The sequence below is a fragment of the Pseudomonas sp. S3E12 genome, assembly GCF_001702295.1.
Taxonomy (GTDB): Bacteria; Pseudomonadota; Gammaproteobacteria; order Pseudomonadales; family Pseudomonadaceae; genus Aquipseudomonas; species Aquipseudomonas marginalis.
This window is the reverse complement of sequence record NZ_MBDT01000029.1, coordinates 203,911-217,657: the sequence shown is the minus strand read 5'-3', so window position 1 is coordinate 217,657 and position 13,747 is coordinate 203,911. Positions and strand designations below refer to the sequence as shown.

Genomic DNA, 13,747 nt, shown 5'->3' with positions numbered 1-13,747 from the left:
AAATGCCGTCACAGACGCCAGAACAACTCATGCCGTCGTACGGCCTTGCGGAAAAATTCGTTCTCACCATAAGGCGACCGCGACCGCCCCGCCAAGACCCGTTGCAGCCAGCGCCGCACACGGCGCTTGAACGGCGGGGCGGGTTGCAGGTCATGCATCATGCCCAGCGCCATGGCCTTGTCGCGCTGCCGGGCCGGCGACAGCGACAGGCTGCACGGCCACAGTTCCAGCGTGTCATCGAACAGCGGCGGCAGGGCAATACCGGCGCCCGCGTCGCCCATGGGCCAGCGGTCGTTGTCATGCAGGTGGTTGGCGTAACCGAGCACGGTGGTCGGCTGCCATTCCAGACCTTGCAAGGCTTCGATCACCGCTTGCTGCGCACAGATGTGGTCCGGATGAGGATCCAGGACCGGATGGGGCAAGACGATCACTTCAGGGCGTGCAGTCAGCAGCAACTGACGCAGATCGGCGAGCAGGTTCTGCCAGGTCGGCAGGCCATCGGCATCCGCCGGCAACGGGAAAGGGTTGAATTGACGGAACAGGCGGGTATCCGACAGGTCGGCCTCGCGCGAAGCGATCGGCTGATCAGGCGCAGCGCGCATCGCCGGCAGTTGCAGGCAGAAGTAACCCAGCTGCACACAGTGTGCCTGTGGTACGCCGGCCCAAAGCGGCACGGCAATGCTGTCCCAGGCACGCAGGCGCCCTTTGGTCCGCGCGGCCTCGACCGGATCCAGGCCCATGCGTTGATAGTGCTCGGCTTCGATTTCACCGGCGGTAAGGGTCACGATCCACGGCTTGTCGGCCTGGCTGTAAAGACCGAAGGCAGCCAATTCGGCATCGTCGGCATGAGGCGCGATAACCATGACCCGCTGCGCCGAATAATCCGGCGTGCCCCAGGCCCACAGCCGAGGAGCGCCCTGCACAGTACAAAAACGCCCGCGCAAGCGCAGCTCACCGGACATCAGGGCCGGCGCCCAGCCACTGAGGTTCAGGTAGCGAACGCCATTCACCCCGCGCTCGAAGGCCTGTCGATCAGTGCTCTCGCCGCCCAGAATCTCAATGGCCGGATCCAGGAAACGTCCCAACCAACCACTCTTGACCTTGATAGCCAATACCAGGGTCGCCTCGGCCTGCAGCGGCGAATCCACCCTTAGCCGGTCACCGTCGAAGCGAACCCCGGCCACCTCGGCATCCGTCGAAAACCGGTATTGGTAGTCTTCGTTGGGCGCATAAAACAGATGGTCGGCAAACCATGCTTCGTGGGCGACCCAGGCCAGCACACCGAGCACCAGCGGCAGCCACCACGCCACCCAGATACCGATCACCACCAGCAACAGCAAGCCGATCAGCAAACCGACCCGTTTGTTGCGCCGATGGCGCTTGAGCAATTGCTGTTTGCGGCTCATACGGTCAGCACCGGCACAGGGTTGCACCATCGGTCCTTGTACTCGCGGTCGGCACGCCCGAAGGAGAAACGCAGCGGCTTGCCCACCTCACGTGCCTGTTCCCAGGCGCCCTGGGTGTTGAGGAAGCTCAGGACACTGCCCGGGCTGAACGCACGGGTTTGCGGGTCGACGCCGCCATTGACGTACTCCACGCTGATCCACTCCGGCGACTCGACCCGGTACACCAACTGGACCGCGATGGGCGCGTCATTGAGGAAAATCACCGAGCCGATCAGCCATTCGCGCAGCAGCTCGATCACCTCGGCCATGCGTTCGGCGCCGGTGGCGACAAAGCCCCAGCGGCGCAGGAACAGATCGCAGTAGATCGCGGCCAGCTCCTCGCTGGAAAACTCGCTCACCGGCCGCACCACCCCACCGGCCTCTTCCAGCAAGCGCAGTTCGCGACGCTGGTTGTAGCGAAACTTCTTCGACAGTTCTTCCGGGGTGCGGGCCATGGCCAACTGTTCGGCCTGGGGCTTGAGGCCGCTGAAACGGCCTTCATTCAGGGCCGACAAATAGCGTGCACGGTGCCGCAAGGGCGCCTGGGCTGCAGGCGCAGCGGGCAGGATCAACTCGGCGTTACCCAGGTCGAACAGGCCTTTTTTGCCGCGCTGCTTGAGCACATCCTTGGACAAGGCCAGGTCGCGCCCCCAGGTCGCGATGCAGGCCTGAAGCTCGCCGCCCTGCTCCCAGGCCAGGTAACGCACCGGGATGTCGGCCAGCCCGGCCAGACGTTCGATCACTTGCGGGTGGGTCGCGACACTGCCGCCAAAACGTTGCCAGGCATCGCTGTAGACCGGCGCGTCGACGACGGACCAGCCACGCTCGCGCCAGCCTTGGAATCGATTGAGCATCAAGCCCCCGCGGTCAGTTCAATAACGTGCGGCAGTTGCCAGAAGGTATCGCGTACCGCCTGATCCGAGAAACGCTCGCGCAGCCGCTCCAGCATCATCTCGGCGCACTGCCGTTGCTGGTGTTGATCCATCGCTGCCAGATGCCGCAGCCCCTGGGCAAGGTGTTCGGCATCGCCGAAGGGAAACAGGATACCCACGCCTTCGACCACTTCCTTCGCGCCGCCACAGGCCGTGGCCAGCAACGGGACGCCGGCCGCCATGGCTTCCAGCAGCACCATGCCAAAGGGTTCATGGTCGGAGCTCAGAGCAAACACATCGAAAGCACGGAAATAGCGGCGCGCATCCGGCACCTGGCCGAGGAACAGCACCTTGTCGGCAATGCCCAGCTCCCGTGCGAGGGCCTTGAGGTCCTGCTCCAGGCGCCCGCTGCCGAGGATGGCCAGGCGGCTTTCGGCCGGCAAGTGCGCCAGCGCCTGGGCAAAGCCCTTGAGCAATGTGGCCTGGTCCTTGTCCGGGTGCAGGCGACCGACATTGCCGACCACCCATTCGTCCGGCGACAACCCCAACGCGTCGCGAGCCTCATGCGCAGTTACCTGGGTGGCCTGCAAGGCGTCAACGTCGATGCGGTTGTACAACGTCTGGATGCGCGCCGCCGGCCAGGTCGGCAGGCAGCGGCGCATATCGTCACGCACCGCGTCGGAAACCCCCAGCAGGCTCAGGCGCTTGCGGAAGATCCCGGCAAACAGCCTGCGACTGCGACGCTGGTAGTCACCAAAGGCGTGATGCACGCCAATCACCGGCAGCCGTGTGCCAAGCAAGGCGATGTAGATCGGCTTGAAACGGTGGGCGATACAAAAGCTGAAGTTGCGCGACGCGGCGATCTTGCGCAGTTCACGAATGGCACCCAGCTTCAGGCCACGAATGGCCTTGGAGCTGAATTCCATGAACAACACTTCATCGGACGCACAACCGGCGGCCACGTGCGGGTCGGCGACCCCGGTGAGAAACACCGTGGTCACCTTGTAGCCGGAGCCTGCGAACAAACTGGCGTACTGCCGCGCGCAGTCCAGGAACGGACCGTCATAGCCATGGCAGAACTGCAGGACGTGGCGTTCAGCCGAGCGCGTCATAAGGGTCCACGCCGTCTTTGACGACCAGGATGTCTTCCATGATCAGGTACTGCAGGTCGGAGCCGAAGAACATGTTCAGCGCGTCGGTCGGCGAGCAGATCATCGCTTCGCCACGACGGTTGAGCGAGGTGTTCAGGGACACGCCGTTGCCGGTCAGTACTTCCAGCTCTTTCATCATGTCGTAGTAGCGCGGGTTGTATTCGCGCTTGAGCACCTGGGCGCGGGAGGTGCCGTCTTCATGCACCACTTCCGGCACGCGGGTCTTCCACTCTTCCGACACTTCAAAGGTGAAGGTCATGAACGGCGCCGGGTGATCGACCTTGATCATCTGCGGAGCCACGGTGTCGAGCATCGACGGGCAGAAAGGCCTCCAGCGCTCGCGGAACTTGATCTGGTGGTTGATGCGGTCGGCCACGCCGGTCGCACTTGGGCAACCGATGATCGAACGACCGCCCAGGGCGCGCGGGCCAAACTCCATGCGGCCCTGGAACCAGGCCACCGGGTTGCCGTCGACCATGATCTTGGCAATGCGCTTGGGCATGTTCTCGATCCTGCGCCAGTTCGGCTTGCTCTCGTGCTTGGCGCAGGCGGCGATTACGTCTTCGTTGCTGTAGGACGGACCGAGGTAGACGTGCTCCATCTTCTCCACCGGTACACCACGGGCGTGGGACACGTACGCGGCGGCACCGACAGCAGTGCCGGCATCGCCGGACGCCGGCTGCACGAACAGCTCTTTCACGTCGTCACGGGCAATGATCTTCTGGTTCAGCTTGACGTTCAGCGCGCAGCCGCCGGCGAAGGCCAGCTTGCCGGTGTCCTTGAGGATATCGCCCAGGTAATGGTCGATCATCTGCAAGGCCAGCTTTTCAAACAGCGCCTGCATGCTGGCGGCGTAGTGAATGTACGGCTCGTCGGCGATGTCGCCTTCGCGCTTGGGGCCCAGCCACTCGATCAGTTTCGGCGAGAAGTAGAAACCCTTGCCCTTCTCTTTATAACGGCGCAGGCCGATGACGTTGGCGTAGTCGGTGTTGATCACCAACTCGCCGTTTTCAAACGAGGCCAGGCGCGAGAAGTCGTACTTGCTGGCATCGCCGTACGGCGCCATGCCCATGACCTTGAACTCGCCGTCGAGCATCTCGAAACCGAGGAACTCGGTGATCGCGCCGTAAAGGCCGCCGAGGGAGTCCGGATCGTAGAATTCCTTGATCTTGTGGATCTTGCCGTTCTCGCCGTAGCCGAAGAACGTGGTGGCGTACTCACCCTTGCCGTCGATGCCGAGGATCGCGGTCTTCTCCTGGAAGCCGGAGCAGTGGTAGGCGCTGGACGCGTGGGCCAGGTGGTGTTCAACCGGTTCGATCTTGATTTTCTTCGGGTCGAAGCCCAGTTGCTCCAGGCACCAGACGATCTTGTTGCGGTAGCGTTTGTAGCGACGGTTGCCCATCAGGATCGCGTCAAGGGCGCGGTCCGGGGCGTACCAGTAACGCTTGGCGTAGTGCCAGCGTGCCTCGCCGAACAGGCTGATCGGGGCGAACGGGATCGCCACCACATCAACGTCGGAAGGCTTGATGCCGGCCTGTTCCAGGCAGAACTTCGCCGACTCGTAGGGCATGCGGTTCTTTGCATGTTTGTCGCGTACGAAGCGCTCTTCTTCGGCGGCCGCGATCAGCTTGCCGTCGATATACAAGGCTGCGGAAGGATCATGGCTAAGGGCGCCGGACAGGCCAAGAATCGTCAATGCCACAGGGGTCTAGCCTCTTTTAGTCTGCATGCAGGCGGGTTGCGCCTGAAAAAAGTGTGCTTCCCGCCTGGGCAGGAAACAGCTAAAGGGCGGGATTATAGCTCAAAAGCAGTGGGAAGCTGTTAGCGGCAAGCGGCAAGAGGGGCTAGCGGAAGATCTCGATGCTGCCGTCCTTGTTCTGGCGGTAGATCGTATAGGGCAGCATCAGCGTGTCCAGCACCCCGGAGGCCGCGAATTCGATGGCGATGATCGGCAAGGCACCGGGCCCATGGTCGATCAGGCTGATGTCGCTCAGGCTTTTATCAGGCTTGGGCTCGCCATTGAGGGTGCAAAACCCGTACATCACCCCGCTGTAGATACGCGGCACGTTTTCACAGTGGCTGCGTGAATCCTTGAGGTTCTTGCTGGTCACGACATCAGGGCGGAACACGGTATTGATGCTTCCGCAACCGGCAAGCGCCAACCCGGCGACCAGACACAAGACTTCCGATGCAATCCTCACGAACCACTCCTTTTGACCCAGGCCATTGTCATTTGCCGAAACGGATCACGCTAACATCGACAAACCTGGAGCCCCAGTGCAGTAACACCGACTTGCAACGTAGGCGGATTCCTAAATGATAAAAATCGCTCGAGTCACTAAACTCGCGGCCTTTTGCGCGCTTACACACTAAGCGCCACGGATTCCGGCCGACTCATGAACCACCTCACCCGCCTCACCCTGTTATTGCCCGGCCTGTTCGCCCTGTGCAACACCGTCCAGGCAGACGACACAGCCCTGACCCTCGACCCCAGCGTCGTCACCGGCTCGCGCAGCGCCAGCCCGACCTTCGACCTGCCGTACTCGGTGGACGGCATCGGCCGCGAGCAGATCAGCGACGGCCAATTGGGCATCAACGCCTCCGAAGCGCTGGCCCGCGTGCCCGGCCTGGTGGTGCAGAACCGCCAGAACTATGCCCAGGACCTGCAGATTTCCTCTCGCGGCTTCGGCGCCCGCTCGGCCTTCGGTGTGCGTGGCATCAAGCTGATCGCCGACGGCATCCCCGCCAGCACCCCGGACGGCCAGGGCCAGGCCGCCACGTTCAACCTCGACACCGCCGAGCGTATCGAAGTGCTGCGCGGCCCGGCCGCCACCCTGTATGGCAGCAATGCCGGCGGCGTGATCCAGATGTTTTCCCGCGATGGCGAAGGCCCGCCACGCATCGGCGCCGAAACCCTGGTGGGCAGCGACGGCCTGAACAAGAACCACCTGAGCGCCGAAGGCGCGGCGAACGGGGCAGGCTTTGTACTCGACGCATCGCGCATGGACACCAACGGCTACCGCGACCATAGCAGTGCCCGTCGCGACCAGACCTTCGCCAAGCTCAACTTCCAACCGGATGACGACAGCAAGCTGGCGCTGATCTACAGCAGCCTGGAACAGAATGGTACCCAGGATCCACTGGGGCAGACCTGGGACGCCTACAAGGCCGACCCGCGTTCGGTGAGCAGCAATGCGCTGACGTACAACACGCGCAAAAGTATCGATCATCAGCAATTGGGCATGAATTATGAGCGGTACTTCGGCGATGCGACGCTGCAGGTGAATGGCTATACCGGGCGGCGGAGTGTGGTTCAGTATCTGTCGATACCCAAAGGCACTCCGGCCAACGAACGTGGCGGTGGCGTGGTGCAATTCGACCGCAAGTTCTACGGCGGCAGCGTGCGCTGGATGCAGCCCGTCGAAAGCGCACCGGGCGACTTGATGATCATCACCGGGCTGGATTTCGACCAGAGCGAAGACAGCCGCCATGGCTATCAGAACTACAGCGGCAATACCCTTGGCGTAAAAGGCCAGCTACGCCGCGATGAAATCGACACGGCGCGCAGCCTTGACCCCTACATCCAGGCCAACTGGGCGCTCGACCGCTGGACCCTGCAAGCGGGCGTACGTCACAGCACCATGCAGATGGATGTCGATGATCAATTCCTGAGTAATGGCGACGCCAGCGGCAGCAAGACCTATCGGAAAAACACCCCATCCATGAGCGTGATGTATGCGTTCACGCCCGAGTTGCACGGCTACGTCAGCGCAGGCAAAGGCTTCGAAACGCCGACCCAGGCCGAAATGGCCTACGCGCCAGGCACTGTCGAGGGCTTCAATTTCGGCCTGAAACCGTCCGAAAGCACCCAATACGAAGTGGGCTTGAAGGCCCAGGTGCACGACACCCGGATCAACGCCGCTGTGTTCCAGATCACCACCGAGGATGAACTGGTGGTCGACCAGTCCCTCGGCGGCCGCACCAGCTACCAAAACGCCGGCCGCACCCTGCGTCGCGGCTTCGAACTGGGTATCGAAAGCCAACTCAGCGAACAGTGGAGCACCAACCTCGCCTACACGCGCCTGCAAGCCACCTACGACAGCGACTTCGTCGGCGGCGCAAAACCCGTCGACAAAGGCAACTATCTCCCCGGCGTGCCGCAAACCACGCTGTTCGCCGAGATGAACTGGAAACCCCGGGACTGGGTCAGTACCGCTGTCGAAGGCCTGTACCGCAGCAAGGTCTACGTCGAAGACACCAACAGCCAACACGCCGCGCCGGGCTACAGCGTGTTCAACTGGCGCGTACGGTTCGAGCAGAAGGTCGAACACTGGACCTTCCACCAGACCCTGCGCCTGGACAACCTGCTGGACCGCCAGTACGTCGGTTCGGTGATCGTCGGCGATGGCAATGGCCGCTACTACGAGGCGGCGCCTGGGCGCTCGTGGTATGCCGGGGCGGGTGCGGCGTATCAATTCTGAACGCACCACACCTTCAATGCGGGAGGCCCCGCGCTGTCGCGCAGCAAACCGGCCCCCCCTGTGGCAAGCCGCTCACCACCGGAATGCGGTCGCCTGAAACTGTTTATGCAATAAGGGGAGTTTGCTCATGACCCCAAGCATCGGATGGAGTCCAGCTTTCGGGGTGCAACACTAGACGCGCTCCAGCATCCGCCGGCTGGCGAAACTGAAGCTCAGCACGATAAAGATCAGCACCCCGGTCGCCACCTGCTGCCAGTAGAAATTCCAGCCGATCAGCAGCAGCCCGTTGGCGATCACGTTGATAAACAGCACTCCGAGCAGCGTCCCGGGAATATTTGCCCGGCCCTGTCGGCTCAAGGTGGTGCCGATAAACACCGCGCCAATCGCATTGAGCAAAAACGCGTTACCGGACAGCGGCACATAGGCGCTGACTGTCGAGCTGAGCAACACGCCCGCTACCCCACAGGCCAGGGCGGTAGCCAGGGCCACGACGGTGACGATCCGCCGCACCGACAACCCCGAGTAATACGCCAGCAGCGGCTGGGTGCCCTGGGCCAGCAACTCGCGGCCCAGGCGTCCGCGCGCCAGGGCCAGGCCGTAGAACAGCGCCAGCCCCACTACCACCAGCAGCGGCGTCAGCCCAGTGAGCTCAGGCTTCAAGCCTTGGCTGATATAGATCGGCTGGCCGCCGTCCGAGAGCAGTTGCTGGGCGCTGGTGCCGATAAACAGGGTGCCCAGGGTGGCCAGGAACGGACTGATTCGCAGCCCGGCAATCAGGCCGGCGTTGACCAGCCCCACCAGCAGCGCCGCCGCCAGCGCGCCCGTGGCCGCCACCGCCCAGCCATGGCCGCCATTGAGCAGCACCACAAAGCTGAAACTGGCAAAGTCCAGCGCCGTGCCCACCGACAGGTCGATGCCACCGGCCGCCACCGCGTAGGTCATGCCGATGGCGACAATCGCCAGCAGCACGAAGTTGTTCAGCACCAGGCTTTGCAGGTTGCCCGCACTGAGGAAGCCCGGCGCTTGCAGCGCAAACACCACGACAATCAGGGTGAACACCAGTGGCAATGTCAGCGGCAATACTGCGCGTGCGTTCATGCCGTCGCCCCTCGGTTCACTGCACTGGAGGCTGCGACGACCAGCAGGATCAACACGCCCTGCACACCATTGACCCAGAAGCTGGAGAGGTTAAGCAGTTGAAAGCCATTGATCAGAAAACCGATCAACAGCGCCGCCAGCAAAGTCCCCGGAATGCTCGCCACCAGCCGGCGGGAAAACACCACCCCGAGAAAAGCGATCGCCACCACCGACAGCAGCATGTCGCCGGAACCGGTGGTGCTGCCGCTGAAGAACGCCGCCGAACACAGCGCAGCCACGCCGGCACATAGACCGGACAGCAGATAGCTCGACAACACATAGACGGGCACCCCAATGCCCGCCGCTTCGGCCGCCTGGGGGTATTCGCCCACCGCATGCAGGCGCAGCCCATAGGCCGAGTGCTGGATCAGCAGCGTCAGCACGCCCGCCGTCACCAGCAGCACCCAGGCCAGGGCCGGTACGCCCAACCAGGCGCCGCCACTGAGCAGGTCCAGCAGCGGCGAGTCCGTGGAGACCACCGTGTTCTCTGTCAGCACCAACTCCAGCCCGGCCAGTACATTCATGCTCGCCAGGGTCGCCAGCAACGGCGGCAAGCGCAGCACCACCACGGCCAGCCCATTCAGCAAGCCGACCGCCAAACCGCAGCCCAGGGTCAGCAGCAGCGTCAACCCGAGATCCAGGCCGGCATTATTGAGGCGGCTGAATACCGCCGCGCACAACCCCAGGTTGGCCGCCAGCGACAGGTCCAGTCCTCCGGACACCACGTTCGAGCCGCCGCCGATAATCACGCAGGTGAGCCCGAAGGCCAGTACGCCGAGGATCGCCGACTGGCTGAACACATTGGCCAGATTGCCCACCGACAGAAAATTCGGCGCAGCCACGGCAAACCCCAGCAGGATCGCCACAAACACGCCCACCGACCCACGGCGCAGCACCAGCACCCATAACCGCTGCGATAACCCAGGCGTCGCCGCTTCAAGCATGTTCCACCTCTCGAGCGCTTAAAGCCGCCGCAGCCACGGCTCCCGTTGCACAGGCCAGCAACTGATCGCTGTCCGCCTCCCCGGCACGGAATTCACCGGCGATCTCACCCCGATGCAGCACCAGGATTCGGTCACTGATCCCCAACAACTCCGGCAAATCCGACGACAACACCAACACCGCCGCCCCCTCTTCCACCAAGCGCCCGATCAAGCGGTAGATCTCCACCTTGGCGCCCACATCCACGCCCACGCAGGGCTCATCCAGCAGGTACACCGCGGAGCGGCGGCTCAGCCACTTCCCCAGGGCGACCTTCTGCTGGTTGCCACCACTGAGCTGGCTGACGGCCGATTGGGGCCCCGGCGCCTTGATTGCCAATTCGTCGATCAGCCGCAGGCTTTCCGCCTGCTCCTTGCGGCGGCTTAACACCCCCCAGCGGCTGAAGCGCCCGAGCCCCGCCAGCGTCAGGTTTTCCAGTACCGAAAGCACTGGCGAAATCCCCTGGCTGCGCCGCTCTTCCGGCACCAGCGCAAGGCCCTCGGCAATCGCCTGGCCCGGCGAACGCAGGCGCAGCAAACGCCCGTCCAGATGCACACTGCCGCTGTCGGCGCGCTCGACACCGAAGAGTGTCTTGAACAGCTCCTTGGCTCCCGAGCCAACCAGCCCGGTCAGGCCGACGATTTCTCCGCGCCGCACGTCCAGGTCGATCTGCCGATAGCGCCGCGCCAGGCTCAACCCGCGTACCTGCAACAGCGGCGCTCCCAGTGCAACCTTGGCCTTGGGGTACATCTCCTGCACCTCGCGATTGACCATCAGCCGCGCAATCTCGGCACTGGACGTATACCGGGGCTGCACCACCGCCACGTCACGGCCATTGCGCAGCACCGTGACTTCATCGCACAGACTGTCGATTTCCTGCAGGTAATGGGAGATGTACAGGATGGATAAACCCTGGTCGCGCAGGCGCTTGACGATGCGCAGCAACTGGTCGACTTCACGCTTGACCAAGGCCACGCTGGGCTCGTCGAACACCAGGATCTTCGGCTGGCGAATCAACGCCCGGGTGATTTGCAGTACCTGGCGTTCGGCGCTGTTCAGCTCGCTCACCAGCGCACCGACGGGCAATTGCAGATCAAAATATTCCGCCAGCAGTCGCTCGGCTTCACGTTGCTGCCGGCGTCGATCCACAAAGGGCCCGCGCCGCAATTCATGCCCGAAAAACAGCGCCTCGCCCACGTTAAAACTGGCGGGCAACAGGCGCTCCTGATGGATGAACTGCACGCCCAGCGCATCCACCTGACGCGGCGACAAGGCGGCGTACGACTGGCCGTCGATACTCACCTGCCCCGCGTCCGCCCTGTGGATGCCGGCCAGGATCTTGATCAAGGTCGACTTGCCCGCACCGTTCTCCCCCACCAGGCCGTGGATGCTGCCGCGTTCGACTTTAAGGCTTGCGTCATCCAGCGCCAGGGTGGCGCCAAAGCGTTTATGCAGGTGTTGCAGGTGCAATGCCGGCATCAGTCACCCCGCAGTTGCTGAACCTGGTCCAGGTTGGCTGCGGTGGTCAGCAGCGTGGCCACATGGGTTTCCTTCGGCAGGTCACGTTGCCCGGCCAGGTAGCGCGCCACGTTCTGCACAGCGGTCTTGCCGATCAACGCCGGTTGCTGCGCCACCACCGCCCCCACCGGCGAATTTGCCTGGCCGAGCAGCGCCAGCACTTCCGGCGTACCGTCGACGCCGTAAGTCTTGATCTCGGTGCGCTTGGCATCGATCAGCGCCTTGCTCGCGCCCAACTGCGGAATGTCCCACGCCGACCAGATCGCAGAGACGCTGCCCGCCGGGTATTTGTTGAGCAGCGCCGAGACTTGGGAATAAGCATCCTGCACGGTGTTGGGGATCACGTCGCGAAGCTCCGGCTGGATGATTTCCAGCTGGGGGTAATCCTTGAGCGCCAGCTTCAACTGGTCATAACGGATCGCACACACCGGCACGCCGTAGAAACCGTTGAACACCAGGATCTTGCCTTTGCCGCCGGCGTCCTTGATCAACTGATCGGCCAACGCCTTGCCGGTGGCGACGTTGTCGGAGGTGGTGTTGTTGAGGCTGTACTGGGACGGTGCATCGATGGTGAACAGCGGGATGCCGGCCTTGCTGATGCGCTTGAGCCAGGGGTCGATCACGCTGAGGGTGCCGAGGGTCTGGATCACGGCGTCGGGTTTCTGGGTGACCACGGTTTGCAGCTGGGTCACCAGGTTCTTGTCGTTACGCCCGGCATCAAGGGTGATCGGCGTGCCGCCCAGGCGCTTGATCTCATCGACCTGGGCCTGGAACGCCTTGATATCGAAATAGTGACTGGTGCCGGTCATGCTCACGGCAATGCGCTTGCCGGCCAGGGACGGCACGGCCTCATCGCCCTCGGCGGCCTGGACACTGACGACATGGCCCAGCAACAGCGCGGCGCCAAGGCAGATCAAACGGGAAAGCGAGGAAAAGCTGGAAGGCATACAGGGCTCCGCTGCGACCGGTGAAAGGGTTCACCAGGAGGCGTTGCAGAGCCCGTGCCAGGATTTTTATTACGTAAAATCAATGGGATAACGTTTCCGCATGAAGGCAGACTGTCGTTCTGGGGCAACAACTGTCTGTTAACTGTTGCTCAGGCAACAGTTCTTACTATTGAACGCGTCAGTAGACTCGCACAACCACGGCCGTCGGTTACTCAGGTGCTGCGCGTTGACACTCTAAAATCGCGGACATAGAATTTGCCGCAAATGGACTGGGGGATCCCGGTCGGCGTTATAGCCTCGGTGAGTCTCACCGGGGCTTTTCGCTTTCAGCAGTAGGGAAAATTTTCAGCCCCCAATTTTCAAAGCCCTCTCCCACCTTGCTCCGCCCTCCACTGCAATAAAACTTGCGTTTGAGCACGTCAAAGGCACGATTTTCCTGGCCCGGTCGTAAAACGCTCATGCCGATGGGGCGCGCAACAAGATCCGCAAGCTGCAACCCCGTAGAGTTGACCTGCTTCGTGGCAAACACGATGTCAAATGGTAGGCGGATACCTGGACGGTTGGCTCCATCGCACATCCGACGAAACTCCAACTCAAGCTCGTTATCCTCTTTACGACCTCGACGCTCGAAAATCACATGCGTCAGTGCGCTCTGCTGATTTTTCTCATGTAAAAACTCGTGAAGCGTCTCAAGACAGAAGCCCAAAGCCAGATGGTAGGGGTTGTGTATTGGGCCTTGCTGCTCTCTAAGCGTAGCTTTATCAATCACACAACTGATCAAGACGAAATTGCTCGACTCAATGATGCTGGTCAGCTCCTCCAGGAAAACATGCTTGTGTTGGCGAGAGACAAACATACTGGAGAACGCCCCTTTTTCCTTACGGATTTCCAGCTCATGCAAGCCAACAAGGTCATGCCCCATATGATTGAACTTGAACTTTTGAAGGGCAGGGATGACCTTTTCGCAATAGTGCCTCTTATGGAAAACACAGAAAGCTAAAACAAACATGGGGTAGTTGACATCAAGTGTCTGCATCCCGTGATCGCCACTTTCATCCACATAGACGATGAAGTCGCTGAACTCCCCTTTTGGCGGTTTCGCTGCCACAACTTCTGCAACACGCTCCGCCTCACTCTCACTTTCAAAGAGCAGAAACTGCGGAGAGGTTAGTTCTTCATCTGCCATGGGATATTTAATCCTAGGTTTTAGGTTCT

General features: G+C 62.1%; 11 protein-coding genes. 1 reads left to right on the top strand and 10 read right to left on the bottom strand.

What is annotated here, in order from left to right; genetic code table 11:
• Window positions 1-8: 8 nt before the first annotated feature.
• The 5 genes from BB029_RS22555 to BB029_RS22535 all read right to left on the bottom strand — a co-directional run bounded on the left by BB029_RS22555 (window position 9) and on the right by BB029_RS22535 (window position 5,669).
• Window positions 9-1,406 (bottom strand): PIG-L deacetylase family protein, encoded by a 1,398-nt coding sequence (locus BB029_RS22555; RefSeq protein ID WP_065940843.1) that lies wholly within the window; start codon window positions 1,404-1,406, stop codon window positions 9-11.
• Window positions 1,403-2,299, bottom strand: coding sequence for a GNAT family N-acetyltransferase (locus BB029_RS22550; protein ID WP_065940842.1), 897 nt, complete (start codon window positions 2,297-2,299; stop codon window positions 1,403-1,405). The genes BB029_RS22555 and BB029_RS22550 overlap by 4 nt, the downstream gene beginning before the upstream one ends.
• On the bottom strand, window positions 2,299-3,429 hold the full coding sequence (locus tag BB029_RS22545) for a glycosyltransferase (protein ID WP_065940841.1): 1,131 nt from the start codon (window positions 3,427-3,429) through the stop codon (window positions 2,299-2,301). Before BB029_RS22545 ends, BB029_RS22550 begins: the two co-directional genes overlap by 1 nt.
• A complete protein-coding gene (locus tag BB029_RS22540) occupies window positions 3,413-5,170 on the bottom strand; it encodes a carbamoyltransferase (RefSeq protein WP_027604944.1) in 1,758 nt (585 codons plus the stop codon). Before BB029_RS22540 ends, BB029_RS22545 begins: the two co-directional genes overlap by 17 nt.
• A gap of 142 nt (window positions 5,171-5,312) precedes the next feature.
• Complete coding sequence (locus tag BB029_RS22535; protein WP_065940840.1) at window positions 5,313-5,669, bottom strand: YceK/YidQ family lipoprotein; 357 nt, start codon at window positions 5,667-5,669, stop codon at window positions 5,313-5,315.
• A gap of 195 nt (window positions 5,670-5,864) precedes the next feature.
• Here BB029_RS22535 and BB029_RS22530 point away from each other — a divergent pair, with 195 nt between their 5' ends.
• On the top strand, window positions 5,865-7,949 hold the full coding sequence (locus BB029_RS22530) for a TonB-dependent receptor (RefSeq protein ID WP_065940839.1): 2,085 nt from the start codon (window positions 5,865-5,867) through the stop codon (window positions 7,947-7,949).
• Between the two features lie 171 nt (window positions 7,950-8,120).
• On the opposite strand, the gene BB029_RS22525 is transcribed toward BB029_RS22530, so the two are convergent.
• The 5 genes from BB029_RS22525 to BB029_RS22505 form a co-directional block, all read right to left on the bottom strand.
• Complete coding sequence (locus BB029_RS22525; RefSeq protein ID WP_065940838.1) at window positions 8,121-9,047, bottom strand: ABC transporter permease; 927 nt, start codon at window positions 9,045-9,047, stop codon at window positions 8,121-8,123.
• Window positions 9,044-10,030, bottom strand: a complete 987-nt coding sequence (locus tag BB029_RS22520; RefSeq protein WP_065940837.1) for an ABC transporter permease — start codon at window positions 10,028-10,030, stop codon at window positions 9,044-9,046. The genes BB029_RS22525 and BB029_RS22520 overlap by 4 nt, the downstream gene beginning before the upstream one ends.
• Window positions 10,023-11,546 (bottom strand): sugar ABC transporter ATP-binding protein, encoded by a 1,524-nt coding sequence (locus BB029_RS22515; RefSeq protein WP_065940836.1) that lies wholly within the window; start codon window positions 11,544-11,546, stop codon window positions 10,023-10,025. The genes BB029_RS22520 and BB029_RS22515 overlap by 8 nt, the downstream gene beginning before the upstream one ends.
• On the bottom strand, window positions 11,546-12,532 hold the full coding sequence (locus BB029_RS22510) for a sugar ABC transporter substrate-binding protein (protein WP_065940835.1): 987 nt from the start codon (window positions 12,530-12,532) through the stop codon (window positions 11,546-11,548). The genes BB029_RS22515 and BB029_RS22510 overlap by 1 nt, the downstream gene beginning before the upstream one ends.
• A 307-nt stretch (window positions 12,533-12,839) precedes the next feature.
• Complete coding sequence (locus BB029_RS22505) at window positions 12,840-13,718, bottom strand: DUF3800 domain-containing protein (RefSeq protein ID WP_065940834.1); 879 nt, start codon at window positions 13,716-13,718, stop codon at window positions 12,840-12,842.
• Between the last annotated feature and the right edge of the window lie 29 nt (window positions 13,719-13,747).